Annotated in this window: 27 protein-coding genes, 1 tRNA gene and 1 pseudogene; 23 read left to right on the top strand and 6 right to left on the bottom strand. The window is 69.3% G+C overall.

Translation table 11 applies throughout. From position 1 onward, the window contains the following. Window positions 1–138 precede the first annotated feature (138 nt). Entirely contained in the window at window positions 139–315 is a 177-nt protein-coding gene (locus ACFWBQ_RS13065) for a hypothetical protein (protein WP_385487142.1), read from the bottom strand. Window positions 316–494: 179 nt separating this feature from the next. Between ACFWBQ_RS13065 and ACFWBQ_RS13060 the strand changes: the two genes are divergently transcribed. Next, a protein-coding gene (locus tag ACFWBQ_RS13060; RefSeq protein WP_385487203.1) for an IS5 family transposase occupies window positions 495–1303 on the top strand; the annotation gives its coding sequence in 2 pieces (ribosomal slippage) (window positions 495–843 and window positions 843–1303; 810 coding nt in all). Window positions 1304–1312: 9 nt separating this feature from the next. Here ACFWBQ_RS13060 and ACFWBQ_RS13055 read toward each other — a convergent pair. Further along, a complete protein-coding gene (locus ACFWBQ_RS13055) occupies window positions 1313–1771 on the bottom strand; it encodes a MarR family winged helix-turn-helix transcriptional regulator (RefSeq protein WP_385487140.1) in 459 nt (152 codons plus the stop codon). A 138-nt stretch (window positions 1772–1909) separates the two neighbouring features. Here ACFWBQ_RS13055 and ACFWBQ_RS13050 point away from each other — a divergent pair, with 138 nt between their 5' ends. Beyond that, a complete protein-coding gene (locus tag ACFWBQ_RS13050; RefSeq protein WP_385487138.1) occupies window positions 1910–2956 on the top strand; it encodes an SDR family oxidoreductase in 1047 nt (348 codons plus the stop codon). 363 nt (window positions 2957–3319) lie between these two features. After that, entirely contained in the window at window positions 3320–3586 is a 267-nt protein-coding gene (locus tag ACFWBQ_RS13045) for a helix-turn-helix domain-containing protein (protein WP_385487201.1), read from the top strand. Here ACFWBQ_RS13045 and ACFWBQ_RS13040 read toward each other — a convergent pair. Next, on the bottom strand, window positions 3495–4421 hold the full coding sequence (locus ACFWBQ_RS13040) for a LysR family transcriptional regulator (protein ID WP_385487136.1): 927 nt from the start codon (window positions 4419–4421) through the stop codon (window positions 3495–3497). The genes ACFWBQ_RS13045 and ACFWBQ_RS13040 overlap by 92 nt on opposite strands. A 134-nt stretch (window positions 4422–4555) precedes the next feature. Here ACFWBQ_RS13040 and ACFWBQ_RS13035 point away from each other — a divergent pair, with 134 nt between their 5' ends. The 3 genes from ACFWBQ_RS13035 (at window position 4556) to ACFWBQ_RS13025 (ending at window position 6787) form a co-directional block, all read left to right on the top strand. After that, window positions 4556–5488: an NAD-dependent epimerase/dehydratase family protein gene (locus ACFWBQ_RS13035; protein ID WP_385487134.1), complete on the top strand. Its 933-nt coding sequence runs from the start codon at window positions 4556–4558 to the stop codon at window positions 5486–5488. A gap of 51 nt (window positions 5489–5539) precedes the next feature. Continuing rightward, window positions 5540–6034 carry an SRPBCC domain-containing protein gene (locus ACFWBQ_RS13030; RefSeq protein WP_385487132.1) on the top strand — a complete coding sequence of 165 codons (495 nt, stop codon included), beginning with the start codon at window positions 5540–5542 and terminating at the stop codon, window positions 6032–6034. A gap of 249 nt (window positions 6035–6283) precedes the next feature. Next, window positions 6284–6787, top strand: a complete 504-nt coding sequence (locus ACFWBQ_RS13025) for an SRPBCC domain-containing protein (RefSeq protein ID WP_385487199.1) — start codon at window positions 6284–6286, stop codon at window positions 6785–6787. A gap of 51 nt (window positions 6788–6838) precedes the next feature. Here the strand turns inward: ACFWBQ_RS13025 and ACFWBQ_RS13020 are convergent. Further along, a pseudogene (locus ACFWBQ_RS13020) lies at window positions 6839–7954 on the bottom strand (IS1380 family transposase); the annotation flags it as partial. A gap of 584 nt (window positions 7955–8538) precedes the next feature. Then, window positions 8539–9162, bottom strand: a complete 624-nt coding sequence (locus ACFWBQ_RS13015; RefSeq protein ID WP_385487130.1) for an HdeD family acid-resistance protein — start codon at window positions 9160–9162, stop codon at window positions 8539–8541. A gap of 196 nt (window positions 9163–9358) precedes the next feature. Here ACFWBQ_RS13015 and ACFWBQ_RS13010 point away from each other — a divergent pair, with 196 nt between their 5' ends. The 10 genes from ACFWBQ_RS13010 (at window position 9359) to ACFWBQ_RS12965 (ending at window position 17886) form a co-directional block, all read left to right on the top strand. Further along, window positions 9359–10204: an endonuclease/exonuclease/phosphatase family protein gene (locus ACFWBQ_RS13010; RefSeq protein ID WP_385487128.1), complete on the top strand. Its 846-nt coding sequence runs from the start codon at window positions 9359–9361 to the stop codon at window positions 10202–10204. A 258-nt stretch (window positions 10205–10462) separates the two neighbouring features. Further along, window positions 10463–11164 (top strand): hypothetical protein, encoded by a 702-nt coding sequence (locus tag ACFWBQ_RS13005; protein ID WP_385487126.1) that lies wholly within the window; start codon window positions 10463–10465, stop codon window positions 11162–11164. A 7-nt stretch (window positions 11165–11171) separates the two neighbouring features. Continuing rightward, entirely contained in the window at window positions 11172–11807 is a 636-nt protein-coding gene (locus ACFWBQ_RS13000; protein ID WP_385487124.1) for a MauE/DoxX family redox-associated membrane protein, read from the top strand. After that, window positions 11783–12331, top strand: coding sequence for a hypothetical protein (locus ACFWBQ_RS12995; protein WP_385487123.1), 549 nt, complete (start codon window positions 11783–11785; stop codon window positions 12329–12331). The genes ACFWBQ_RS13000 and ACFWBQ_RS12995 overlap by 25 nt, the downstream gene beginning before the upstream one ends. Next, the gene (locus ACFWBQ_RS12990; RefSeq protein ID WP_385487122.1) at window positions 12328–13245 is read left to right on the top strand and encodes a peptidoglycan-binding protein; all 918 of its coding nucleotides are present in this window, start codon (window positions 12328–12330) and stop codon (window positions 13243–13245) included. Before ACFWBQ_RS12995 ends, ACFWBQ_RS12990 begins: the two co-directional genes overlap by 4 nt. Continuing rightward, window positions 13246–13434 carry a hypothetical protein gene (locus ACFWBQ_RS12985; RefSeq protein ID WP_385487120.1) on the top strand — a complete coding sequence of 63 codons (189 nt, stop codon included), beginning with the start codon at window positions 13246–13248 and terminating at the stop codon, window positions 13432–13434. Window positions 13435–13506: 72 nt separating this feature from the next. Then, window positions 13507–14010, top strand: a complete 504-nt coding sequence (locus tag ACFWBQ_RS12980; protein ID WP_385487118.1) for a hypothetical protein — start codon at window positions 13507–13509, stop codon at window positions 14008–14010. A 209-nt stretch (window positions 14011–14219) separates the two neighbouring features. After that, the gene (locus tag ACFWBQ_RS12975; protein WP_385487116.1) at window positions 14220–14954 is read left to right on the top strand and encodes a D-Ala-D-Ala carboxypeptidase family metallohydrolase; all 735 of its coding nucleotides are present in this window, start codon (window positions 14220–14222) and stop codon (window positions 14952–14954) included. A 210-nt stretch (window positions 14955–15164) separates the two neighbouring features. After that, window positions 15165–16913 carry a glycoside hydrolase domain-containing protein gene (locus ACFWBQ_RS12970; RefSeq protein ID WP_385487114.1) on the top strand — a complete coding sequence of 583 codons (1749 nt, stop codon included), beginning with the start codon at window positions 15165–15167 and terminating at the stop codon, window positions 16911–16913. Window positions 16914–16947: 34 nt separating this feature from the next. Beyond that, window positions 16948–17886, top strand: a complete 939-nt coding sequence (locus tag ACFWBQ_RS12965) for a penicillin-insensitive murein endopeptidase (protein ID WP_385487112.1) — start codon at window positions 16948–16950, stop codon at window positions 17884–17886. Between the two features lie 55 nt (window positions 17887–17941). Here the strand turns inward: ACFWBQ_RS12965 and selD are convergent, their stop codons facing one another. Beyond that, window positions 17942–18985, bottom strand: a complete 1044-nt coding sequence (gene selD, locus ACFWBQ_RS12960; RefSeq protein WP_385487110.1) for a selenide, water dikinase SelD — start codon at window positions 18983–18985, stop codon at window positions 17942–17944. A gap of 56 nt (window positions 18986–19041) precedes the next feature. On the opposite strand from selD, the gene ACFWBQ_RS12955 reads away from it, so the two are divergent. The 7 genes from ACFWBQ_RS12955 (at window position 19042) to ACFWBQ_RS12925 (ending at window position 26036) form a co-directional block, all read left to right on the top strand. Further along, window positions 19042–19135 (top strand) — tRNA-Sec (locus ACFWBQ_RS12955). Between the two features lie 23 nt (window positions 19136–19158). Next, window positions 19159–20478 (top strand): L-seryl-tRNA(Sec) selenium transferase, encoded by a 1320-nt coding sequence (gene selA, locus ACFWBQ_RS12950; RefSeq protein ID WP_385487108.1) that lies wholly within the window; start codon window positions 19159–19161, stop codon window positions 20476–20478. 2 nt (window positions 20479–20480) lie between these two features. Beyond that, entirely contained in the window at window positions 20481–22268 is a 1788-nt protein-coding gene (selB, locus tag ACFWBQ_RS12945; RefSeq protein WP_385487106.1) for a selenocysteine-specific translation elongation factor, read from the top strand. 427 nt (window positions 22269–22695) lie between these two features. Next, window positions 22696–23436, top strand: coding sequence for an amino acid ABC transporter ATP-binding protein (locus tag ACFWBQ_RS12940; protein ID WP_385487197.1), 741 nt, complete (start codon window positions 22696–22698; stop codon window positions 23434–23436). A 67-nt stretch (window positions 23437–23503) separates the two neighbouring features. Next, window positions 23504–24355, top strand: coding sequence for a glutamate ABC transporter substrate-binding protein (locus ACFWBQ_RS12935; protein ID WP_385487104.1), 852 nt, complete (start codon window positions 23504–23506; stop codon window positions 24353–24355). Window positions 24356–24432: 77 nt separating this feature from the next. Then, window positions 24433–25098, top strand: coding sequence for an amino acid ABC transporter permease (locus ACFWBQ_RS12930; protein WP_385487195.1), 666 nt, complete (start codon window positions 24433–24435; stop codon window positions 25096–25098). Then, a complete protein-coding gene (locus ACFWBQ_RS12925; protein ID WP_385487102.1) occupies window positions 25095–26036 on the top strand; it encodes an amino acid ABC transporter permease in 942 nt (313 codons plus the stop codon). Before ACFWBQ_RS12930 ends, ACFWBQ_RS12925 begins: the two co-directional genes overlap by 4 nt. Window positions 26037–26774: the final 738 nt, after the last annotated feature.

The following is a 26774-nucleotide window of genomic DNA, read 5'->3' as shown; positions in this document are numbered from 1 at the left end:
ACCGGAGCGAAAAGCGAGATTAGACCCGACGCGACTGCGGCCGCGAACTACCCGTTTCGCCTGTACGCCGCGAATTCCGGCAGGAACGAACCTCCACAAAGACGTACATAAATGACGCGAACGTCCCCTGAGTAGACGTTAAGTCCGTTTTTGGTAGCGGCCCCGTCCGGGCTCGGCGAGGAAGCCTTGGCGGATGAGGCGTCCGAGACGGCTGCGGGTGATGTTGACGGATGCCTCGTCGGTGAGCATGCCAAGGAGTTCGTGCAGTTCACGGGCCCGGAATGCCTGGCCGGGGTGCCGGTTGAAGGTGGTCACGATGGCCTGGTAAGCGTGCTCGTCTCGGTCTGGGGCATGTTGTCCCGGTTGCTGTCGCTGCGGGCCAAGTTGGGGTGACGTTGACGAGTGTGGCACCAGCCGTGATAGCGGCTGGTGCCACACTCGTCAACATCACCTTAGAAGTCATCTCAATTGGCGGCGTTGGTAGGCTGTCGTTCATGGTGGGGATTGTTGAGCGGCTGGTGCCGGATGAGTTGTGGGAGCTGTTCCAGCGGGTGGTGCCGGAGGCGCCATCGCGGCCACAGGGTGGCGGTCGGCGCCGGCACGGCGACCGGGAGGTGCTGGCTGCGATCGTGTTCGTGGCCACGTCAGGCTGCACCTGGCAGCAGTTGCCCACTGCTTCGTTCGGGCTGTCAGGGGCAACGGCCCATCGACGTTTCTCCGAGTGGTCGAAAGCCAGGGTGTGGGCCAAGCTCCACCGAGTGGTGCTCGACGAGCTCGGCTCCCGCGGCGAGTTGGACTGGTCCCGCTGCGCGATCGACTCGGTGAACATGCGGGCCCTGAAAAGGGGGATCTGACAGGTCCGAATCCTGTCGACCGGGGCAAGTACGGGTCGAAGATCCATTTGATCACCGAGCGAACCGGTCTGCCCCTCTCCGTCGGAATCTCAGGGGCGAACCTGCACGTCAGCCAAGCCCTGATCCCGCTCGTGCAAGGGATACCCCCGATCCGCTCCCGCCGCGGACCGCGGCGCCGCAAACCCGAAAAGCTCCACGCAGACAAAGGCTACGACTACGCTCACCTGCGACGATGGTTACGCCAGCGCGGCATCCAGCAGCGCATCGCCCGTAAGGGAATCGAGTCCTCGCAGCGACTGGGCCGCCACCGCTGGACCGTTGAACGCACCATGTCCTGGCTCGCCGGCTGCCGCCGACTCCACCGACGCTACGAGCGCAAAGCCGAGCACTTCCTCGCCTTCACGAGCATCGCCTGCACCCTCATCTGCTACCGCAGACTCACCAATTGAGATGACTTCTTAAGCCGGTTGTGGCTTGTGGCTGTCGAGCAGCTTGGCAAGCAGGGAGTGAAGCTGTCGTCGTTCCGCGGCGTCGAGGCCGGCGAGCAGTTCGGCCTGGACGACATCGGCGTGCTGCTGGAGTTCCTCGAGGTGCTGCCTTCCGGCGGCGGTGAGGGTGACGACGTTGCGGCGCCGATTGGCGGGGTCGGCCTGCCGGTCGACCTGGCGGCAGCCTTCCAGGCGGTTGAGGATGCCGCTGACGTCGTTGCGGTCAAGACCGAGGCGGCGGCCGATCCCGGCCTGACTGAGCGCCCCGTACTCCTCCAGTGCCGCCAGGACAGCGAAATCGGCGCGGGCACTCAGCGGCATGCGCTGCGCGGTCAGCCGAGCGCCGAGCGTCGACACCTTGCTCGCCTGCCAGCTGGCGAGCTCACGCAGTCGGGCCGGGGGTTGCAATGCGTGATCCATGTCCGCCATGTCCACATCCTAACCGTTGGCCACCCCAACACACACCTGTTATGTTGGTCTAACCAACGTTGGCTTGGCCAACACGTGAGTGGGGTCAGTGGAGGACCGCCGGTCGACTGCCTCGCACCGCTCCCGAGGAGTCATCTCATGCACAGCAGCAATGCACTTCCCGATCTGTCCGGTCGCAGGGTTGTCGTTCCGGGCGGCACGGGAGCCGTGGGAGAGGGTGTCGTCCGCAGCTACCTCGCCGCCGGTGCGGACGTCGTTGTCCCGACCCGCACCCAGGAGCGGGCGGAGGAGTTCCGGCGCGTGCTCGGTGACGCGGCGACCGACCACCTGCACCTGGTGGTTCACGACTACACGACGTTCGCCGACGCCGAGCAGCTTGCCGAGGAGATGGAGCGCAGGCTCGGTGGTGTCGACGACGTGGTGGCCCCGATCGGTGGGTGGTGGGCCGGCAAGCGGCTCTGGGAGATCGGCGAGAGCGACTGGCAGAACGCCTTCGTCGGGCTCGCGGCCGCGCACGTGGCCGTCCTGCGGGCCTTCCTGCCCAGGCTGAACGCCCGCGGCGCCTACACGTTGATCGTCGGGGCTTCCGCGTTCACGCCGGTTCCCGGCAGCGGCCTGGTCAGCATGGAACAGGCCACCCTGTTGATGATGCGGCAGGTGGTCGAGGCCGAGGTGGTAGGACAGCAGCGGGTCTTCGCCCTGGTCCTCGGGCCAGTCAGGACCCGCCTGGTCGACTCCGGCGATCCGGACTGGGTCAGTGCCGAGCAGGTCGGTGCGGTCGCCGTCGCGGCCTCGGCCGCAGCGGCAGTGGGCGGCCTGGAGATCCGGCTGCGCAGTCAGGCCGAGGCAGACGAGGCGCTGGCAGTGCTCCAGGGCGACCAGCCGATCAGGACCGGCGCGGTCGTTGCCGTGTCCACGATGGAGCCCAAGAACGGACGGCGCGAGGACCTCCTCGAGGTGCTGGCCGAACTCGCTCCGCAGATCCGCGCCGAACCGGGGTGCCTGCACTACTCGGTACACCGACCGCGCGGCGATGCCGACGGACCGCTGCTGGTCATCCAAAGGTTCGCTTCGATCGAGGCGTTCACGGAGCACAGCGCGAGCGTGGCGGACCAGATTCCGAGGATCGCCGCCCTCCTCGCCACGCCCCCCATGCCGCCGACCCTGTTCGAACCGGTCCCGTAGTCCGCTCTCATCGAGCGGCAATGGCGAGAAGGACCACGTTTGTTGACGTCACCCCAAGTAGAGGGCGAAGCCCCAGGTGCGCAGCACGCCTGGGGCTTCGCCGGCGACACAGCGGCACGGTCTGCTTGTCCGGCAATTCGGCTGCTACACAAGCGAACCGAGTGCGGAATCGGACCGTGCTGACGTTCACGTGCGGCCGGCACTGGTGGCATGGTGGTTCAGGCGCTGGCCGCACGTGCTGCTGCATCGATGCGGGGGCCTCGGCGCGGGCCCGTATTGCAGGGTGCGGCGCCCCACCCGCCATGATCATGGCCGTGTGCGGTGGCCAGCGAGGCGGGGACGGCAGTTGAGGTGGGGCTCGGGATGGAGGTCCACGAGCGGCTTTTGAGGACGGTGGCCTCTGCGAAGTCTCAGGTTCGGGCGGTGTTGCGGGCCCGGATCGTGCTCGCGGCAGCGGACGGGCTCGCCAACGGCGCCATCGCCCGGGAGCTGGAGATCAGTGTGAACACGGTGCGCAAGTGGCGGGGACGGAGGACGGTCACGCCTTCGCGGGAGTCGAGTTGCCCCCTCCGAGCTGAGTTCGCACGTCGCGGGGCACGTGCACGCCGTGCCTGCGCATGTTGGCGATGAACCGCGCGGCGAGCGGGTCGAGTGTGGTAGCGGTGACCGCCACCAGTTGCCTGACCCAGTGTGGTGAGAAGGATCGGACCGCGCCCGGGAAGCCGGCGCTGATCGCGCTCACCGGGCATACCGCGACCCCTAGGCCGGCGGCCGCGAGTTGCGGGGCTGCGACAGTCACCGATGTCCTCATCACAGGCTCCGGGCGGACTCCGGCCTTGGTGAGGGACCGGTCAAGCCACGTGCTGAGGCCATTGTCCGGAGAGAAGTGGACAAGGCGCACTCCATCAAGATCCTGTACGCGGACGACGGGCTGCCGGGCGATGGGGTGGTCCGTTGGTGCCGCCAGCACAATTTCCTCGTCGGCGACCACGGTGGCCGTGAAGCGGTCGGGCACCGGAGCGGGCATCAGCACCACATCCGCTTCGTCGGCGTCGATGAAGCCGTGAAGCTCTTCTGCCGACGTGGATTCACGCAATGTGATCGTCACCGCGGGGTGACGGTCGTACCACTCGCGAACGACCGGTGCGAGCACGGAGATCAGGCTCTGCGCGCAGGCCAACCGCAGCGATCCCCCGGTCGCCTCGCCGACGGCGCGGGCCGACCGGACTGCGGAGGCAGCCGCCTCGATCGCTCGTCTGGCATCCACGACGGCGGCACGCCCGGCAGGAGTGAGCTTGACTCCCCTGGGTTCGCGGCGAAGCAGGATCGTCCCTGTCTCGCGTTCCAGCGCGGCGAGTTGGTGAGAGACAGCGGGCTGCGACGAATGCAGCAGCCGTGCAGCCTGTGTGACCGACCCGGAGTCCGCGACCGCGACAAGGCACTCCAGCGCCCGAAGAGAAGCCATATCGATATTTTATCGCAGCCCACCGAAGTATGAATCTTTTCGAGGGAATGGCTCGTGACTGGAGACCGCTTCACCCCGTGAGACCTTCTCGCCCCGAGGCAGGCGAGAGGCCGGTATCGATGAAGGAGAGTTTCATGGCACGAGCATTCGTCACAGGCGGTTCGGGGTTCATCGGCCAAGTGCTGGTCCGTCGGCTTGTCAGTGAGGGGCATACGGTCCGAGCTCTGGTCCGAAGCGAGGAGTCGGCCGCCAAGGTGGCAGCGCTGGGCGCGGAACCCGTGCGGGGCGAGCTGACCGACTCGGCCACGTGGCGGGACGCGGTGAAGGGCAGCGAAGTGGTCTTTCACCTCGCTGCCGAAACCGATATTTCCAGCGACCGTGCACGTCAGGAGGTGGTGACGGTCGGCGGCACTCAGGCAGCGGTGGACGCGGCCCGCTATGCCAAGGTTCCCCGGTTCGTTCACTGCGGAACCGAAGCCGCGCTCCTTGCCGGCGACCCCCTCGTGGACGTCGACGAAACCGCGCCGCTGCGGCCGGACTCGGAAGCCGTCTACTCTGCGGTGAAGGCTGAGGCCGAGGCGATCGTGCTCGACGCGAACGCGCCGGGATTCGCCACGGTGTCGATCCGGCCCAGGATGGTATGGGGTCCCGACAGCATCCTCATCGACATGCTGATCGAGTTGGTGAAGGCGGGGCAGTTCGCCTGGATCGAGGGCGGTCGCCACACGACTGAGATCACGTTCGTCGACAACTGCGTCGAGGGCCTCGTGCTCGGATGGCAGCGCGGCCGGCCGGGCCAGGCATATTTCGTCACCGACCAACACCGCGTCACCTTCCGCGACTTCTGGGAGACCCTGTTCGAGATCCATGGCGTCGACAAGCCGACCGCCGAACTGGACGCCGTGACTGCCGCCCGTGCGATCCCCGTGCCCGTTCGATGGTTCCTCGGGCAGACGTGCACCCTGCGGACCGACAAGGCGGTAGCCGAACTCGGGTACAAGCCCATCGTCTCGCACGCCGCCGCCCTGGAGGCCGTCAGGAACTCGGTGGCCGTCGCCCGCGCGTGAAGCGCCGTCCACGTTCAACCGGCCTACATCAAGCGCCATCTGGAGATTTCTGTGTTTGAAGCGATAAATTGGCCGGAAGCCCTGGCCCCCAGTCGCTCCCCGATCCACTTCACCAACGAGCGCGAGGTCGAAGCTTCTCCTGAAACGATCTGGTCCCTGCTCGTGGACCCCCGAACCTGGCCCACCTTCTACCCGGGCGTCGAACATGTCCAGCTGCTCGACGGCCATGAATCGCTGCACCTCGGAACTCGATTCGAAACCAACCTGGCCGGCCAGGACGTTTTCGCATCCGTACAGGAGCTTCAACCTGTGACGCGTATCGCCTGGGGTGGTTACCCCAAGGCGTCGGAAGCATCCAAGGCCTACCACGCTTGGATCATCACACCCACGCCGAGGGGGAGCCACCTCTGGACCGAGGAGACGATGCAGGGCCCGCTCTGGATCGAATTGGCGAAGCAGGATCCTGAAGTCTTCTGGCGCACACACGAGAACCTTCTCGCGGCGCTCGCCAAGGTAGCGGCCGAGCGTAACAATCGCGCCGGCTGACTCGTGGGTACAGCGGACTGCCGAAGGCGGGAGTCAGTACGCAGTATCAGCGGGATGCGGTCCTCCCGCGACAGCTCCAGGGGCGCCCCCGCCGCGGACCGCCCACAGCCTCACGTCGAACGACAGCGACCAACTTCTCGAAGCAACTTGAGCTCTGCCGGGTGAACGGACTATCCGTCCAAACGCCTCAGACAGCAGTTGGCACATTGAAGCGTTCTCTCCAACACGTTCGGACAGGAAAAACAGCGGATGTACGACAAGGTGAATTGGCCCCAACGGTATGACCCGAAAACGTCGGCTCTCTACGCGCTCAACGATGTCGACGTGAAGGCGCCGCCTGAAGTGGTATGGAAGCTGCTCGTCGATGCCGAGAACTGGTCGAGCTACTTTCCTCCCGAAGATCAGGTCAAGATCCTGGGCCATGAGACAGTACTGGAGCTCGGAACCACGTACAGCCGGGTGACGGTGGGTTTTCCCATGACTCTCAACGTGACGGAGTATGAGCCCTTCACCAGGCTCTCGTGGGAGACGACGGTCGACGGCGACGAATCCGGTTCGAGCGCGTACCACGGCTGGGTAATCACGCCCACGAAAAATGGTTGTCACGTGCTGACCGAGGAAACGCAACAGGGCCCCTTCTTCCTCGAGGAACTCGGCCACAAGCATCCCGGTGCGCTCTACCGCTATCACCAGGACTGGGTCGAACGTCTCGCCCGTGCCGCAGAAGCGGAGGTGGCGAAACCCGCGGCCTGACCCGCATACATGCACGGGCGTGGGCGAGGCCCTGACCTCGGCTGCCGTCTTGTGCCGGGGCAGGTTGGGCAGACCGGTGGCGCGGGCGTTTCGGATGCGGTCCTCGGCCCGTGCGCGTTGGCGGTGTCGCAGTTCGAGGGCGGCGATCGGAACGTTGGTGGTGTTGGTGGCGAACGCGGTGAGCCGCACCCCGTCAGCATCAGTGAACCGCAACTGTGCTCCGGGATGAGGGCGTTCTTTGCGGACGATCAGCCGCATGCCCTTCGGCCAGCCTTTGAGGACATCGCCGTCGAGTTCGGCGACCCAGGCGCCGTCGCGGATCTCACCTTCCGGTTCGACGGCCGCTGTCCAGGCGGCGGAAGGCACTGTGAGGACGGCCTGGTGGATCTGCTCGGTGACCGTCATGCCGACCGAGTACGACAGCCACCTGCCTCGTTGGGCGAGCCAGGCGACGAACTCATGGGTGCCGCCGCCGGAGTCGGTACGGATCAGTGTCCGGCGTCCGCGGTAGTTCTTCGGCAGCTGGGCCAGGACGAGTCGGGCGGTGATGATGTGATCGGCGGCGGTGTTGCTGCCTGCGTTGCCCGGCCTGAGCAGGCCGGCCACCGGCTCCCCGCTGCCACCGCTTCCGTGATCGACGAAGGCCATCAGCGGATGGTGTCCGAAGGTCTTCTTCCAGGTCGCGGTGGCGTCCTGCTGCTCGGAATGGGCCAGCACCAGCACCCCGTCCAGGTCCACGGTCACCTGACCTGTGGCGTCCGGGGCCGCGTCCTTGGCCAGATCCCAGACGTGCTCGCGCGTTTCGGCCCGCGCGGCCCGGATCGCGTGCAGGGCCTTCGGCCCGGCCGCGGCGAGGGTGTCAATAAGGCGGGAGACCGTCGGGTCGGAGGCTACCGGACCGAACACGGCCGGCCCGGCCCGCAGCATGGCGACATCCGCGAGGCAGTCCCCGCCCAGCGCGACCGCGAGAGCCACATCCAGCAGGACCTTGCCTGGATCGTGCACCGCCCGAGGACGGCGCCAGGGGCTCAGCGCCGCCGTTATCGCCTGGTCCAGCCCGGCTTTGCGAGCGGTCTCGACCAATAGCACAGCACCGGCCTGAGACAGCACCGCCCGGCCGCCGCCCTGGATGTGGACGCTTCGATAGGACCCGATATGCTTCTTCACCTGGGAAGTGCCTCCGACGGTGGCAGGAACAAGGACCTCAAAAATCCTCATTCTTGCTGGTCAGAGGCACTTTTCGCTTACCTGACCACCCGTCGGACAGCCAGCTTCATGAAAGCGCGAGGCTAGTGAAGCCGCATGCGCAGCGGACATCGGTGCCACGTTGTATTCGACGGTGAGGGGGCGGATTGCGGCGCGATGGACCTACGGCGGGCTGGATCGCTGCGTCGGAAGGTTGTCCCGGTCGTCAGCGGCGTTCCGGCTCTTCGCCTGGTTGTGCGGATGTCCGATCCCGCGCACAGCTTCAGAATCGGCGCTGTGGCGTCATGCATTTTCTAGGGGATCGGAGACACCCTCGAGTTCAAGTGGCCGATCGCACCGGCACGGACCGCGCCGTCGTCGACGGGCGGCCAAGGCGGCCACGAAACGGAAGAGCGTGCCTGCCAAGCCTCGGCGGAGCGGACCGGGCGCGACCAAGAGTGCGAAGCGGTCCGCCACGAAAACGTCCTGACCCCCCCCGCGGCCCACGCTCCCTCGGCCATCGTGTGGCGGACCGTTGCTGCCGTTCCGACCGGGCCCGTGGGCCCTTACCTGCGGAGGGCCGCCCGCCACGCGAGGGCGAGAGCCACCTCGGCCAGGCCGAGCAGGACGAGCCACAGGCCGAGCAGCCATGTCAGGGCGCGGGCCGACTCGGCTGGCAGGGCGAGCACCACGATTCCCGCCACGATGGCGAGCGCCGCGGCGCTCGCGACAACGCCTCGGTGTGGCAGGTCCTTGGCGGCGATGGCCGCGTAGAGGGTGAGGATGCCGGACACGAGCCAGACGAGCCCGACGATCAGCGAGAGTGCGGCGATGGTCTGCAGCGGGTTCCGCAGGCACAGCACCCCCGCCAAGGTGTACAGCACAGCCAGGAGCAACCCCGGGAGCCGTTCGCCGTGGCCCTCCCCGGCGAAGACGGCCACGAAGCGGAATACCCCGGTCACCAGCAGGTACAGGCCGATGAGGACCGCCAGGACGTGCAGCGTCCCGTCCGGCCAGAGCAGAATCAGGAGGCCCGGTGCGAGCGTCGCGATCGCCGAGCCCAGGATCCAGGTCCAGGACCGGCCGAGACGCGCCAGCACATCCGAGGGGTCGCCCATCGGGCCGGGCTCCGCCCCGTAGGGATCGTGTCCCGCTCCCGGACTCGGTGCCGGACCGTGCGACGTGGTCATGGTTCCTCCTCGCGCGATCGCCAGGGCCGGAAAGCGACGACGTTGCTGCTTGCCAGCATGGACCGTTTCGATCGGATCGGCACTCGACAGCGCGTCGACATCTGCAAGGGAGCCGATCTTCACCTCGCGGCCACGGGCACGCCAGGGGAGCGGACGATCATCGGGGTCCTTCGTGAACCTGTGCCAGGAGGCCACCATGCTCCGCCGGACCCTGTCCGTTCTCGCCGTTGTCGTCGCGCTCGCCGGAGCCACGGGCCAGGCCTCGGCCGCTGACGGCACCCCGGCCACTCAGCGTCCCGGCCCCCGCGTGCTGGACGTCATCTCGTTCAACATCCACCACGCCCAGGGCACCGACGACGTGCTCGACCTCCAGCGGATCGCCGGTGTGGTGCGCGAGAGCGGCGCCGACGTGGTGGGCCTGCAGGAGGTCGACAACCACTACTCCGGGCGCAGCGAGTGGGCCGACCAGCCCGCCGAGCTGGCGGCCATGCTCGGCTACCACGTGGTGTTCGGCGCCAACATCGACAACGCTTCGCCGATCCCGGGCGGGCACCGCGTCCAGTACGGCACCGCGATCCTGTCCCGGTACCCGATCACCGCGTCGGACAACACCTGGCTGTTCAAGTCGCCGGGCCAGGAGCAGCGCGGTCTGCTGCACGCCACGATCGACGTCCACGGCAGGACGGTGGAGTTCTACAACACGCACCTGGCTGCCGGTTCGCAGACCGATCGCCTGCGGCAGACCGCGCAGGTCGTGGACCTGATCGGCACGAAGAAGCCCGGGATCCTCGTGGGCGACTTCAACGCGCTGCCGGCCGCACCGGAGTCCCTGCCGCTGCAGGAGGCGTACACCGACGCGTGGGCCACGTCCCTGCACGGGCGCGGTGACGGTGCGACGTACCCCGCCGAGGCCCCGACCGAGCGGATCGACGTCATCTACACGACCAGCAAGGTGACGCCGCTCGTCACCCGTGTCGTGCAGGCTGCCCCGACCGCCTCCGACCATCTGCCGCTGCTCAGCAAGGTGCTCGTCACCCCCTGACCCGGCGTCACCTGCGCGCTCCTGCGCCGGAGCAGGACGAGGACGACCTTCGCCGGACCGTTCGGGTCCCCACGATCGTCAGGTCATGGGGACCGGGCAGTCCGGTGTTCCCATGATCGTCGGGTAGGCACGAAGGGCCGGGAGCGCGGCTGATCCTGCCTCGGGCGGTCCCGAATGATTGACAGGGTCATGACTCTTGTCTAGTTTCCTCAGCGGCTGCGGTGTCACATCAGACCCCCCGCCCCGGGGAGGATGCACATGGCCGCATCGTTCGTCACTCATCGCGCACTCGATGGCGGGACGTACCACCTGGAAGGCGACGTCGACCTCCAGGCGCCGTGCACGTCCGCCGTCGAGGTGGTGGCCGGTGGCCGACTGGTCGAATTCACCGCCGGGCCGGCCTCTTTGGGGGACGATGTCGCTGCCTCCCTGGGCATCGGGTCACCCGAATCCGAGCTCACCTTCCAGAAGGGCACGCTGCGCATCTTCCAGTCGGTCGAGCGCGAGCCGCGCTCGGGGCTCGTGGAGCGGCCGTCGCTCGTCGTGTGGCGTGGCGAGCGCCACGCACTCGTGACCCGGCTGTACGGCCTGGGCGTGGCCGCGGTGCTCGGGCTGCTCCGGTCGGTGCGTATCGCGGAGAGCGAGTACGGGCTCACCCTTGAGCCGGACCCCTCGGCCGGAAGCGCCTTCGCGCGGCCCGCGACGGTGATCAAGGAGGTGCCCGGCCTCGGGCTGCTGGAGCTGTCCCGGCGCACGAAGGAACACACCGCCCAGCTCCCGCCCTGGAAGGGGGTGGCGGTCGCCTCCGGAGAGCTGTTCCGCGACACACTCTCCGACGGCAGCCCGTTCTTCGTGCTCTCCTCCACCGACATCTGGGCCACGCTGGTTCCACTGGCGTCGACTCCCGTCGAGCGGGTGCCCGATCTCGTCGGGCGGCTCACGCTGCGGCACACCGGGTGATCCGCCGGTGATCGGCTTCCACGGCGGGCTGACCGCCTCCATCGTCGTCCTGACCCTGCTCATGGGCGCGGGCTCCCACGCCGCCAGTCCGGCCGCCCTGGGCGACGCGCTGTGGGCGCACGGAGTGCTGGGCACGCGGGTCCGTCGGTGGGCGGCCGTCGTGCTGCCGGTCGCGGAGGGTGTCCTGGGGGCGGCAGGCGCGGCCGCGCTCCTGACGGGTCACCAGCGGGTGCTGCAGGTCGTACTGGCGGTGGGGGCCGCCCTCTTCGGGCTCTACGCCGGCTACACGCGCCACGTCCTCGCCCTCGGGCGCGGGGGCCCGTGCGGCTGTTCCGGCCGGGATGTGCCCCTGAGCCGCTGGGTGACCCGGCGGGCCGCTGCCCTGTCCGTCCTCGCGATGACCGGCGCGGCCGTAATCGGGACCGGCCCCGTACGGCTCTCCACGGCGGAGCTGATCACGCTGATGCTCGCGGCTCCCGCCTGCACCGCGCTGCTGTGGTCCCTGCCCGCTGCCATGCACGAGCCGACCACAGCCTCCGTCCACCCGCCGACCAGGGCCCCCGCTCACCAGCAGGACAGGGCCACCGTGCACCGGACCGCCGAAGGAGTGCCAACGCGATGGACTTCACCACCAGCGCCCTGATCGCCTCGTGGGCGGCGATCGCGCTGCTCGCGCTGGTCGTCTCGGGGCTGATCAGGCAGGTGCACCAGCTGTCCCGAACGCAGCCGCACCGCCCCGGGCGGGTGGGCATCGCCCCCGGCGCACAGGCACCCGGGCTCGATGCGGCCCGGCCCGATCCGACAGGCCTCGACGGCCTCCTGACACCGGGCCGCGCAGCGCTGCTGCTCTTCCTCGACGCGGACTGCCGCACCTGCGGCCAGGTGCTTGCCGAGGCCGGCGCCTGGTCGGTCCGCCAGGACGACACGGCCGCCCCGCAGGTGCTCGGGCTCTACGCGGGCGCCGGACCGCAGGCCGATGAGGGCGCCGTCCCGGTCAGGGACCACCGTCCGGAGCTGTTCACGGCCTATGACATACCCGCCACCCCCTACGCGGTGGCCATCGATCCGGAACGCCGGATCGTGCGTTCCGAGCCGCTCGGTTCCCCCACCGCGCTGCTGCGGCTGCTCGACGACATCGCACCCGCAACGCCGAGGAGCCGGCCATGACTTCACTGGACGACGTGCCCACGCTGCGCCGCTCAGGGAGCGGTGGCCGCCGCTCCCGGACCGGGCGCGGGGCCCTTCCCTCCTTCGCGCCGTCCAGGCGCACCGTGCTGCAGGCGGCCACCGCCGCGGGCTTCGCCGCGCTGGGGGTGTTCTCCGCCGCGCGGGAGGCCTATGCCGACGGATACGACATCTGGACCGGTGCGTGCCCCAGTTACGCCGAGGACCACAACTGCTCCCCGGGCTGCGGGCCCAGCTCCATCTACGCCGACGCGTGCGTGACATCAGGGACGAACACCGGCTTCCACCGGACGGACGGAGTCACCTGGACCCTGCGGCCCAACCAGTGCTACGCCGGTACCTACGACGGCTGGCTGTGGCGCTACAGCGCGGCCTGTGGCAGCTGCGGCTGCGGTATCGAGCGGCGCTGCCACGACGGGTACCGCAACACCGGCTCCGGCTGGGTGAAGTCCATCTGCCGCTGGACCACCGACTGCGACTGCCCCGGCTCCGTCACCTGGCCGACCATCGCCCGTGGAGCCACCGGACCCGACGTCCACACGATCCAGCATCTGCTCACCCACCACGGTCATCCCACGGATGTCGACGGCATCTTCGGCACGGACACCGAGACGCAGGTCGAGGCGTTCCAGTCGGCGAAAGGACTCAGCCCCACGGGCAGCGTCAGCGCGGCCACCTGGCCGGTCCTGGTCGTCACCGTGCGCCAAGGAGACGTGAACGATGCCGTACGGGGCGCGCAGCGGCAGCTCAACAAGCACGGCTCCGCACTGACGGTCGACGGCAACTTCGGTTCGCTCACCCGGCAGGCCGTCGTCTCGTTCCAGTCCCTGCACGGCCTGACCGCCGACGGCGTGGTCGGCCAGAACACCTGGCTCACACTGACCGGGACGGTCTAGGTGGGCGAGTCGATCCGTCCCGCGGATCGGCCGGACGGCGCCCGTGCCCTACGGGCGCTGCTCACCGATCCTGTTCTGCCCGTGGCGGCCCTGGGGATCACGGTGATCGCCGCCGTTCTCCACGCCCCCGTGCTGACCTGGGCGATCACCGGTGGTCTCGCCGGCTACTCGCTCTCCGGCTCCGTTTGAACGCGTAACAGCGCATTCGCGCTGGCCTCGCCAGGTTGGCGGGCAACGTACAGACAGGCGCTGGTCCTCGGCGTGTTCACCTGCGGTCTGCTGGCCGGCGGGGTGCTTTCGGCCGGGGTGCTGTGGCTCGTGTCCGGTCTCTTCACACCGCTCCCGGCCGGCGTGCGGCAAGGGCTGATCGTGGCCGTCGCGCTGCTTGCCGCGCTGCGCGACGCGGGCAAGCTGTCGCTGCGGCTGCCGCAGAACGCCCGGCAGATACCGCAGGACGTCCTGCGCCGTCATCTGGCGCGCGGCGCCCTGCAGTTCGGCTTCGAGCTCGGTACGGGCGTGCGCACCTATGTCTCGGCGAGCGCACCGTACGCGATGGCGGTAGCGGTGCTCCTGTCCGGGGGCTCCTACGCGCCCGCCCTGGCCGCCGGACTCGGCTTCGGAGCCGGCCGGGCCCTCACCCCGGCCCTGCGCAGGCTCTCCGGAGACGGGGAGCGCTGGGACGATCAGCTTGCGGGGCGGCTGAGCGGCATGACCGTCGTGTGCTCCGTGCTGATCGCCGCTGCCGCCTGCGCGGTCCCGCAGTAGCGTCCCCGCCCGCCTCACCGGCCCACCCAGGACGGGGCCGGACACCGCATTGCGTCACGTCACACAACTCCCTTCAGTTTACAGGCCAGTTGTGCCGGAGGTCTGGTCCTGTGGCAGATGGTGATGGTGTGGACATGCCACGGAGAGGGGGGCCAAACTCGCCTCAGTCCTCTAGCGGGGAATCGGGAAGGACTCACAACGGAGGCGCCATGTTGAGGCGTACGATCCAACTCGCTCTGTCGATTGTCATGATCATGGTGGCTACGATTGGGGGGGTGCTGGCCACCGCCGTCCCGGCCCAGGCCGACGAGTGCTACAGCTGGGGCCGCACCCTGTCCGAAGGGATGTCGGGCGCCGACGTGACCCAGCTGCAGATCCGGGTGGCCGGGCATGTCGACTACGGCGAGATCCTCTCCGTCGACGGCAACTTCGGCCCGCGGACCAAGGCCGCGGTCACCAAGTTCCAGCAGGCGTACGGCCTCGGAGCGGACGGCGTCGCGGGTTCCCAGACGTTCAGCAAGATCTACGCACTGCAGGACCCGGACTGCACTCCCATCCACTTCACCTACGCCGAGCTGAACCACTGCAACTCCGACTGGTCCGGTGGTGCGGTCAGCGCCGCGACGGCCAAGTCCAACGGCCTGCGCACGATGTGGAAGCTGGAGGCCCTGCGGCACGCGATGGGAGACGTTCCCATCTCCGTGTCCAGCGGATTCCGCTCGACGGCCTGCAACAACGCGGCGGGCGGTGCCTCGAACAGCCGGCACCTCTACGGTGACGCCGCCGATCTGGTCGGCAGCCCGTCGTTCTGCGCGCTCGCCCAGCGGGCTCGTTCGCACGGCTTCGGCGGCATCTTCGGCCCCGGCTACCCCGACCACAACGACCACACCCACGTGGACGGACGCACCAGCCGCTCCTGGTCCGCCCCCAACTGCGGCGTCTGACCGGCACGTCGCCACCGCACCCGCACAGCAGCCCGCCTTCTCCGGGCCGGAGTCCGGCCCGGAGAAGGCGGGCCCGCACCGTCCGCAGGGTGCGCGGCCGATCAGGCTCCGACTCCGTCCACGGGCAGGCGCCGCCCGCGGCCGAACCGGAGCAGACCTGCCGAGCCGCTCTCCCTCACTCTCCCCCCGCATTCGAGTAGGAGTGAACCGATGTCCTCCCGGATCCCCTGGCGTGCCCGCGCCGGAACTGCCCTGCTGGCGGTGCTCGCCGGTATCGGCGCGTTCGCCGCCCCCGTCCCCGCCCAGGCAGATTCCCAGCCCGAGGGCCTGCAGAGCGTCACGTACCGCGGCTACCGCATCGAGGTGCCCGCCGAATGGCAGGTGGTCGATCTGGCCGAGAACCCGCGTGCCTGCCTCCGGTTCGACAGACCCGCCGTCTACCTGGGCGAGCCCGCCGAGCAGAACGACTGCCCCGTCGGAGTCGTCGGCCGTTCGGCGGGCATCGTCGTGGAGCCCATCACCGCCCGCTCCGCCGGCCAGGCGACGGCGGCGACCGCGCGGACCCAGCGCGGCAGGGCCATCGCCCCGTCCGCCGCGTCCAAAGACGACACCATCCAGATCGCGGTCGAGGACGCCGGCGTCCTCGTGACCGCCGCCCACACACCGGAGACGGAGAACCTCGTACGCGGCATCCTCGCCTCGGCCGAGCTCACCGGGGGCGCCGAGCGCACCGCGCTGCCCCGCGCGGCCCAGCAGTCCGACACCACCGCCCTCGCCGCGGCCGGACCGCAACCCGGCAGCTACGTCGGCAAGGGCTTCGACGCCTGCACCGCGCCCTCGCAAGCCGCCATGAACGCCTGGCAGGCGAGCTCGCCGTACAGCGCGGTCGGCGTCTACATCAGCGGCTCCTTCCGCGGCTGCGCCCAGCCGAATCTGACGGCGAGCTGGGTGACCAGCCAGACCAGCAACGGATGGCGTCTGTTCCCCATCGATGTCGGCCGCCAGGCCCCCTGCACCAGCTACTCGCTGAAGATGTCCACCGATCCGGCCACGGCCAAGTCCCAGGGCGTCACCGCGGCGGCCGGCGCCATCACCGCCGCTTCGGGCCTCGGCCTCCCGGCAGGCAGCGCCATCTACAGCGACATCGAGGCGTACACCTCCACGGCCTCCTGCAAGGCGTCCGTGCTGTCGTACCTGTCCGGCTGGACCGAACGGCTGCACAGCAGCGGCTATCTGTCGGGCTTCTACTCCAGCGCCGCCTCCGGCATCAAGGACGCCGCCGCCGAGTACAACAACAGCGCCTACACACGGGTCGACCACCTCTTCTACGCGTGGTGGAACGGCGCCGCCGACACCAACACCGGTTCCTACGTGCCGTCCACCTCCTGGTCCAGCCACCAGCGGATCCACCAGTACGCGGGCGAGGTCACCGAGTCCTACGGCGGCTACTCGATCAACATCGACCGCGACTACCTGGACGTGGGCAACGGCACCCCGCCCACGCCCACCTGCACCGGGGCGAACCTCGACTTCACTGCGTACACCACCGTCCAGAGCGGCGCGACCGGAGACCGGGTCAAGGCGGCCCAGTGCCTGCTCAAGGCCGCCGGCTTCGACCCGGGCACCCCGGACGGGATCTTCGGGGCCGACACGACCACCGCCGCCCGGAACTTCCAGGCCGGCAAGGGGCTCACGGCGGACGGTGCGGTGGGCGCGAAGACCTGGACGGCCCTGCTGTCCCGCGGATCCACCCCGACCGTCCAGAGCGGCTCGACGGGAGAGGCCGTCACCCGGCTGCAGCGCGCCCTGACCGCCGCGCTCGGCCGGACGGTGTCCATCGACGGCGTGTTCGGCTCGGGCACCGCCCAGGCCGCACGCGACTACCAGTCCTCGCGCGGGCTGGGCGCCGACGGCATCGTCGGCCCCGCCACCTGGGGCGCCCTCCAGTCCGGAAAGTGAGCAGGCGAATGAACAGGAAAGTGAGGCAGAAACCATGAGACGACTCGCACGCATCGTCACGCTGTTCACCGCGTTGGCGGGCCTGCTCCTCGGACTGGCACTCCCCGCGCAGGCCTTCCCGCAGGCAGCGTTCCCGCTGACCAGCGACGGCAACCGAGGCTCCGACGTCGTCGCGCTGCAGCACCTGCTTGCCGCGCACGGCCGCCCCGTGGCGGTGGACGGCGCCTTCGGCTCGGGTACCCAGAGCGCCGTGGTGGGCTTCCAGCAGTCCAAGGGTCTGACCGCGGACGGCATCGTCGGGCCGGCCACCTGGAGCGCGCTCGCCATCACTGTTCGACAGGGCGACAACGGGCCGGCGGTGACGGCCCTCCAGTCGCTGCTCAACGCCAAGCGGGGCGCCGGACTCTCGGCCGACGGGGCCTTCGGACCCGCCACCGGCACCGCCGTCCGCACCTTCCAGTCCCATGCGGGAATCGGAGCGGACGGCGTCGTCGGACCGGCCACCTGGCAGAACCTGCTGTGGCACTACGAGAACGTCAACTTCGGCGGAAGCACGATGTGCGCGCAGAGCCCCGACGGCAACGCGGGTGCCCACTGGGCGACAGCCGGCGCCGTCGGCCAACTGGAGGCCGCCGCCGCCACCTTCGCCGCCACCGGGAACGGCAGACTGCCGGTGGGCGACGCGGGCTTCGAGCACGGCGGGGACATCCCCGGCCACGGCAGCCACGAAGTCGGGATGGACATCGACGTGTGGCCCGCCCGAACCGACTCGGCGCAGTGCACGGCGGGTCGTATCACCTGGCAGTCGAGCACGTACGACCGCGCGGCCACCCGCAGGCTCGTCCAGGAGATCCGGGCGAAGGCCCCCGGTCACGTCCAGCTGATCTTCTTCAACGACCCGCAGCTGATCTCGGAAGGGCTGACCACGAGCTACGCGAACCACGACAACCACCTGCACATCCGCTACCGGTAGCGAGCCGGCCGCGGGACCCGGGCCTCGCCCGCGGACCCGCGGCCGTCCGCAGCGCTCAGCGGATCACCAGCGTGGTGCCGGCCACGGCGGGCACCAGTTCCCCGATGACCGGATGTCCGGGTATCTCCCCGGCGACCAGCAGCCCGCCGGAGGTCTGTGCGTCGGCAAGCAGGTGCAGTTGGTCCTCGCTCGCCCGTCCCGGGTCCAGGTGCGGGTGCACCCATTCGAGATTGCGCCGGGTGCCGCCGCTGACGTACCCGGCGCGCAGGGACTCCCAGGCGCCGTCGAGCACGGGGACGGCGGCGGCGTCCACCACGGCCGTGACGCCGCTGGCCCGGGCCAGCTTGTGCAGATGCCCGAGCAGCCCGAACCCGGTCACATCGGTGGCGCACACGGCGCCGGCTTCCAGGGCAGCGGCACTGGCCCTGTCGTTGAGCGCCGTCATGGTGGCGACGGCGTGCGCGAAGACCTCGCCGGTCTGCTTGTGGCGGTTGTTGAGTATCCCGATGCCCAGCGGTTTGGTCAGGGTCAGCGGCACGCCCGGCCGGCCGGCGTCGTTGCGCAGCAGCCGGTCCGGATGCACCAGGCCGGTCACGGCCATTCCGTAGAGCGGTTCCGGGCTGTCGATGCTGTGGCCGCCGCCGACGAGGCAGCCGGCGCTGCGGGCGACGTCGAGTGCTCCCGCCAGGACCTCCCGGGCCAGCTCTGCGGGCAGTACGTCACGGGGCCAGCCCAGCAGGTTGAGCCCGACGACGGGCCGGCCGCCCATCGCGTAGACGTCGGACAGGGCGTTGGCTGCGGCGATCCGGCCCCAGTCGCGGGCGTCGTCGACAACGGGCGTGAAGAAGTCGGCCGTCGACACCAGGGCGGTGCCGTCACCGGTGCGCACCACCGCGGCGTCGTCGCCGTCATCGAGTCCGACCAGCAGCCGGTCCTCGTCGCTGCCAAGGGCCTGTCCGGGCTTCCGGGGCGACAGCAGCCCCGCGACCATCGTCTCCAGCTCCCCCGGAGGGATTTTGCAGGCGCAGCCGCCGCCATGCGCGTACTGGGTCAGCCGCAGGGGCGTGTCCGGTCCGGCGGCGGGGCCAACAGTCGTCATACGGCGATCATTTCACCTCTTGCCCCAGCAGCGTGCGGGGATCACACTCTTGTCCCGGAGGCGTTGGGCGGGCTGGTGCCCCTCCCGATCTTCAAAATCGGTGTGGTCCGGAATCCGGGCCAGGCGGGTTCGATTCCCGTCCGCCTCCGCTGACTTCGATCGGGGTGGCGCGGGTGGCGGACGAGACGCAGCAGCCGCCGGCGGACATCCGGCGGCAGGTACCGAGCACCACAGTGCTCCTCGGCGATCCCCTGCTGAGCGAGGCGTCCGCACGGCTGGGCAGGCCCATCGTCAAGGCCGCGGTCGCCACCGCCCAGCAGGCCGTACGCGACGGACGGATCGGCCCGGGCGATGCGGTCCACGCCGTTCTTGCCGCGCTCCCCGCACGCGCGGCCGGGCTGAGGCCCGTACACAACGCCACCGGCGTGGTGCTGCACACCAATCTGGGACGGGCCCCGCTGTCGCGGTCCGCACTGGAGGCGATGGCGGCGGCAGGCGGATACACGGACGTCGAGCTGGACCTGAACACCGGCAGACGGGCGTCGCGCGGCCGCGACGCCCTGGCGGCCCTTCGGGAAGCGGTACCGGCCGCAGAGTCCGTGCACGTGGTCAACAACGGAGCCGCCGCCCTGGCCCTGGCGGCGGTGACGCTGGCTTCAGGGCGCGACATCCTGCTGAGCCGGGGCGAGTTCGTGGAGATCGGCGACGGTTTCCGGATACCCGAACTGCTGGCCTCGTGCGGCGCCCGGATACGCGAGGTCGGTACCACCAACCGGACCCGTCTCGGCGACTACGCGGACGCCGTCGGCCCGGACACCGGCTTCATCCTCAAGGTCCACCCGTCGAACTTCACGGTGAGCGGCTTCACCGGGGGAGTGGACGCCGGGGAACTGGTGTCGCTGGGCCTGCCCGTGGTGGTCGACATCGGCTCAGGCCTCCTCGCGCCCGACCCGGTGCTGCCGGACGAGCCGGACGCGGCCACGGCCCTGCGCGCCGGGGCCACGCTCGTCACCGCCAGCGGGGACAAGCTGCTCGGCGGTCCGCAGGCGGGGCTGGTCCTCGGCCGGTCCGCCGTCGTCGAGCGGATGCGCCGCCATCCGCTGGCCCGCGCCCTGCGCGTGGACAAGTTCACCCTGGCCGCGCTGGAAGCGACACTGCGCGGTCCCGAGCCACCCGTGCACGCAGCCGTGCACATGCCGCTGCCGCAGCTGCGTATCCGCACGCTGCGCCTGGCCGAGGGCGTTGCGCGCCGAGGTCTGGACGCGCGCGTCGTACCCTGCGAGGCGGTGGTCGGGGGAGGCGGCGCGCCCGGTACCGCTCTGCCGTCCTGTGCGCTCAGCCTCCCCGAGGACCTGGCGACGCCGCTACGCACCGGTGAACCGCCCGTGCTCGGACGGGTGTTGCGCGGAAGGCTGCTCCTGGACCTGCGGTGCGTACCGCAGGCGTGCGACGGTGACATCCTCGCCGCGGTGCTGCGCGCGGCGGGGCGGTGATCATGCGGGTCATCGCGACGGCCGGACACGTCGACCACGGCAAGAGCACACTGATCCACGCGCTGACCGGCACCCACCCCGACCGGCTGGCAGAGGAGCGGCGCCGTGGTCTGACCATCGACCTGGGCTTCGCATGGACGGATCTGCCATCGGGTGAACGGCTTGCGTTCGTCGACGTCCCGGGTCACGAGAGGTTCGTACCCACCATGCTGGCCGGCGTGGGGCCCGTGCCCGCCGTGCTGTTCGTCGTCGCAGCCGACGAGGGCTGGAAGCCGCAGTCCGCCGAGCACCTCGCCGCCGTGGACGCCCTCGGCGTACGGCACGGACTGCTGGCCATCACCCGCTGCGATCTGGCCGACCCCGGCCCCGCCACGGCGCAGGCAAGGGACCGGATCCGCTCCAGCACCCTCGGCGACGTCGAGGCCGTGGCCGTCAGCGCCCGCACCGCCGCGGGCCTCACCGAGTTGCGCGCCGCCCTCGACCGGCTGGCCGCGCGGCTGCCGGACGGGGACGCCGACTCCCCGGTGCGACTGTGGATCGACCGGTCCTTCACCGTGCGCGGCAGCGGGCTGGTGGTCACCGGCACTCTCGGTGCGGGGCGGATCCGCAGGGGCGACGTCCTGGTGACCGCCCGCTCCGGCCGCCCCGTGCGCGTCAGGGCGCTGCAGGCCCTCGGCGAGGAGACCGGCCTGGTGCGGGCCACCGCCCGGGTCGCCGTCAACCTCCGGGGCCTCGACAAGGAGTCGACGGGCCGCGGTGACGCCCTCCTCACGCCCGACAGCTTCCTGCCCTGCCAGCGCTGCGACGTGCGCGTACACAGCGGAACACCGGCGGCGGCGCTGCCCCGCTCCGCTGTCGCCCACATCGGCTCGGCGGCCCTGCCGGTACGCGTACGGCCACTCGGTGCGGATATCGTCCGGCTGACCCTGCCGGTGCCGCTGCCCCTGCGCATCGGTGACCGCGCGGTGCTGCGCGATCCCGGCCTGCGGCGGGTGCTGGCCGGCCTGACGGTGCTCGACCCTCAGCCACCGGAACTGCGGCGCCGTGGCTCCGCCGCACGGCGGGCGGTCGAGCTGGGCGACGCTCACGGCACCCGGGGAGAGGCGGACGAGCTGCGGCGCCGGCTGGTGGTCAGGCGCGGGGAGCTGACCGCGATGGGGGTGGCCGTCCACTCCACGCCGGTCTCGGGCGACTGGCTAGCCGACCCCGCCCACTGGACCACCCTGCGCGCCCGGCTGGCCGAACTGGTCGCGGTGTACCGCTCCGAGCGGCCCACCGAGGAGGGCATGCCGGTGGAGGCCGCTCGGCATCGTCTGGGGCTACCGGCCGTCTCCCTCGTGGAGGCACTGGTCACGCCGCCCTTGCGGATGAGCCGCGGGCGCGTGACCGCCGGGCCCGCGGTACAGCCGGCCGCTGTGGCGGACGCTGTGCGCCGGCTCACCGCTGAGCTCGACGGGCAGCCCTTCGCCGCCCCCCACGCCCAGCGGCTCGCGGAACTCGGCTTCGGCCGCCGTGAGCTCGCCACGGCGGTCCGCCACGGAGCGGTACTGCGGCTCGCGGAGCACGTGGTGCTGCTGCCGGACGCCCCCCGGCTGGCCGCCGACCGGCTGAGTGAACTCGACCAACCGTTCACCGTGGGAACGGCAAGCCGCGCCTTGGACACCACCCGACGCGTCACCGTTCCCCTGCTGGAGCACTGCGACGGTCAGGGCATCACCCAGCTGCTTCCCGACAAGCGCCGCCGGTGCGCGCCCCGCAGCCGACCGGTGTCGGTCACCGCATCACACTGAACTCCGTGTTCCCGCTGGAACTGCCCGGTCCTTTGCCCATGCGGGCCGAGGTGCGGTACCGAAGGCGTATGACTCGTGACACAGGCCGAACCTCTTCTGCCCGTGGTCAGCATCATCCAGGTGGCAGCGGGCACTGCCGGTCCTTGTCACTGCTGCAGGACGACGCGCTCGACTTCCCCGACCGGCTCTTCGAATCTGGCGAAGTACCGGGCCAGGGGTTGGTTCACCGGAGACGCTGACGTTGTTCGCACCACGCAATTCGCTGCGTACGGCCAACCGGCGCTCCAGGGTGGCGACACCGCGGTTCCTCACACCCGCCTGCCCGGCGTCCGCGCTCGGCTCTCTCCGCATGCGACCGCGACGAGGTGGACGGACGATGAAGCCGATGAGTGGAGCAGAGGTGACCAAGGGGGATGTCCTACCGGGCATGAGCGATGCCCTGGTCGTGCTGAGCCGTGTCAACAAGCACTTCGGCGCGCTCCATGTTCTCCAGGACATCGACCTGACCATTTTCCGGGGCGAGGTCGTGGTCGTCATCGGCCCGTCCGGCGGCGGTAAATCAACGCTGTGCCGCGCCATCAACCGGCTGGAGACCATCGACTCGGGCGAGATCGCCATCGACGGCAGACCGCTGCCCGCCGAGGGCCGCGAACTGGCAGGGCTGCGCGCCGATGTGGGCATGGTGTTTCAGTCCTTCAACCTCTTCGCCCACAAGACCGTGCTGCAGAACGTCACTCTGGGCCAGATCAAGGTCCGTAAGAAGGACAGGAGGTCGGCCGACGAGCGGGCGCGCTCTCTGCTGGAGCGGGTGGGCGTGGCCTCCCAGGCGGACAAATACCCGGCCCAGCTGTCCGGCGGACAGCAGCAGCGCGTGGCGATCGCACGGGCGCTCGCGATGGACCCGAAGGTGATGCTCTTCGACGAGCCGACCTCGGCACTCGATCCCGAGATGATCAACGAGGTGCTGGAGGTCATGCAGCAGCTCGCCCACGACGGCATGACGATGGCCGTCGTCACCCATGAGATGGGCTTCGCCCGTTCGGCCGCCAACCGTGTGGTCTTCATGGCGGAGGGCCGGATCGTGGAGGAAACGACGCCCGACGAGTTCTTCAGTAACCCGCGCAGCGAGCGCGCCAAGGACTTCCTTTCGAAGATCCTCCACCACTGAGCGGGAACACGTTCGAACCGCTCACGCCCCCCACACCCGTTGCAGCAATCCCCCAGGAATGATCACCATGAACCCTCGCAAGACCACCGCCGCGGCTGCGGCCGCACTCCTGCTGTCCCTGACCGCCGCCGCCTGTGGTTCCGACGGTCGCAACGACACCGCCGCCGGCACCGCGGCGGGCAGCGGCGCCGACACGATCACCATCGGCATCAAATTCGACCAGCCAGGGATCGGTCTCAAAACCCCGGACGGCAAGTACACGGGCTTCGACGTCGATGTCGCGACGTATGTCGCCAAGGAGCTCGGCTTCGAACCCGGCGACATCGAGTGGAAGGAAGCCAAGAGCGCCGACCGCGAGACGCTGCTCCAGCGGGGCGACGTCGACTTCATCGCCGCCTCCTATTCGATCAACGACGAGCGCGAGAAGAAGGTCGACTTCGCGGGTCCCTACCTGCTGGCGCACCAGGACATCCTCGTCCGTGCGGACGACGACTCCATCAAGAAGCCCGAAGACCTGAACAACAAGAAGCTCTGTTCCGTCACCGGGTCCACCTCGGCGCAGAACGTCAAGACGGAGCTGGCGCCCAAGGCGCAGTTGCAGGAGTACGGCGGCTACTCGGAGTGCATCACCGGTCTGGAGAACGGGGTCATCGACGCAGTGACCACCGACGACTCGATCCTGGCCGGTTACGCCTCCCAGAAGGAGTTCGAAGGCAAGTTCAGGCTCGGCGGATTCAAGCTGAGCAACGAGAACTACGGCATCGGCGTCCAGAACGGCAGTGACCTCAAGGCCAAGATCAACACGGCCCTCGAGAAGATGGTCGCCGACGGCACCTGGGACAAGTACGTCGACAAGAACTTCGGCCCGGCGGACTACAAGAACGAGCCCGCACCGAAGATCGGCGTCATCGTCACCTGACACGGCGCTGACCGGCGCGCCGCCCCGTACGGGGGCGGCGCGCCCCACGCTCCACCCACCCGGAAGTGCGGGAGATCGTGTTCGACTTTCTTGAGGGTTACGACCTGCTGGGAGCCTTCTGGGTGACGGTGCAGCTCACTGTCTACTCCGCCATCGGCGCCCTGATCTGGGGAACGCTCCTGGCTGCCATGCGGGTCAGCCCCGTCCCTCTCATGCGCGGCTTCGGCACCGCCTATGTGAACGTCGTGCGGAACATCCCTCTGACGGTGATCATCATCTTCACCTCGCTCGGACTGTTCCAGACCATGGGGGTCAGCCTCGGAGCGGAGGACTTCGAGACCATCAACTTCCGGCTCGCCGTGCTCGGCATGATCGCCTACACCTCCGCATTCGTGTGCGAGGCGCTGCGCTCCGGCATCAACACCGTGCCCATCGGGCAGACGGAGGCCGCGCGCGCCATCGGTCTGAGCTTCCCCCAGGTGCTCAGGCTCATCGTCCTTCCCCAGGCATTCCGCTCCGTCGTGGGCCCGCTGGCGAACGTACTGATCGCCCTGACGAAGAACACCACCGTGGCCGCCGCGATCGGGGTCGCCGAAGCAGCGGCCCTGATGCGGGAGATGATCGAGAACGAGGCCCAGCTCATCCTCATCTCCGCCATCTTCGCGGCCGGATTCATCTGCCTCACCCTGCCGACCGGGCTGTTCCTGGGCTGGGTCAGCAAGAAGGTTGCCGTGAAGCGATGACCTCCGTCCTCTACGACGTACCAGGGCCCCGCGCCAAGCGGCGCAATGTCCTCTACACGATCGTGTTCCTGATGGCACTCGGCCTGGTGATCTGGTGGGTGATCCAGAGCCTCACCGACAAGAACCAGCTGGAGTGGGCGAAATGGAGGCCCTTCTTCACGGACTCCCGCGCCTGGTCCACGTACATCTGGCCGGGGCTGAAGAACACACTCATCGCTGCCGCGCTGGCCATGGTCATCGCGCTGCCCCTCGGGGCGCTCTTCGGTATCGCCCGGCTCTCCGAACACTGGTGGGTTCGCGGAGCGGGTGGAACCGTCGTGGAGTTCTTCCGCGCCATTCCGGTGCTGATCCTGATGCTCTTCGCCAACGCGGCGTACGCGGAGTTCACCGACGTCAGTCCCGACAACCGGCCGCTGTACGCCGTGGTCACGGGGCTCGTCCTCTACAACGCCTCGGTGCTCGCCGAGGTGGTGCGCGCCGGAATCCTGTCGTTGCCCCGTGGGCAGACCGATGCCGCCAAGGCGATCGGCATGCGCAAGGGCCAGACCATGACGAACGTGCTGCTCCCACAAGCGGTCACCGCGATGCTGCCGGCGCTGGTCAGCCAGCTGGTGGTCATCGTGAAGGACACCGCGCTCGGCGGCGCTTTGCTCGGCTTCTCCGAGCTTCTCGCCTCGGTCCGCCCGATGAGTGCGAACTACGGTGCCAACACGATCGCTTGCTTCACCGTCGTCGCGGCGATCTTCGTCGTGTTGAACTTCGCGCTCACCACGTTCGCCTCGTGGCTGGAGCGCAGGCTGCGACGCGGAAGGAAGTCCACCGGCGCGGTGGTCGGCGTCGACGCGGTTGCCCAGCTCGCCACTCCCGGCGAGCCCATGGAGCCGGGCGGACCCGGAGCCGTCGGCGGCGGATCGAAGGACGATGGCCCCCGGTCGTGAACCGGACGTGAGCCGGTCCCGGAGCGGCCGGCTTCGTTGCTGTCCGAGTTGGACGGCGTGGAAGTGCCGCAGTGCACCGGTCTTGTGGCCGGCGACGTGGACAAGGGTGATCCCCCGGAACGGCTGCCGATCACTTCGGATGTCCAGGCCGAACTGGCAAGACCGGCCGATCGGTTCCGGTCGTCGCTCGACTGGGAGGGCCCACCGAATCCGTCTCCTTGGGCCCAAGGAACAACAGTGTCGGGGTACGGGTGAATGTTGCTCTGGCAAGATTTTCGTAGCCGGAGATCATCCCGAACCGGAAGTTGCCCGGTTTGCCGGATGGGTAGCCTTTGCGTGTGTTCTATTGAACTGTCGAAGTTGTTACCACACTTGGCCGGGTTGCTCGATCGGTACTCCTCTACCTCGACTACCTGCAGACACGCTGGGACGAAGGCGAACACAACGCCAAGATTCTGGGAATGGCCGGTCACGGCTCGCTCGACTTCACACGGGCTGTACGACATCCCGTGAGTTTCCCTGAGCCCTGCTGAGTCCCCAGCCCCGTGGCCAGGGGTTCCTCCTCCTGGTGTGCTCTCCCGCCAAGTGACGCAACTTCGGGATTCTTGAGGCGTTCTCATCTCGTCCGACCGATCTGCGGTCCGGGTGAAGGTGAGGGGGCTCGGGTTGGCGGCACTGGCGGTCGTGCGGGACCCCGCGATGTGCGGGCTCCGGTTTCGGCGGAGGAGCTGGAGCAGT

It is taken from the genome of Streptomyces sp. NPDC060035, assembly GCF_042736635.1.
Taxonomy (GTDB): Bacteria; Actinomycetota; Actinomycetes; order Streptomycetales; family Streptomycetaceae; genus Streptomyces.
This window is presented reverse-complemented; position numbering and strand designations above follow the sequence as displayed.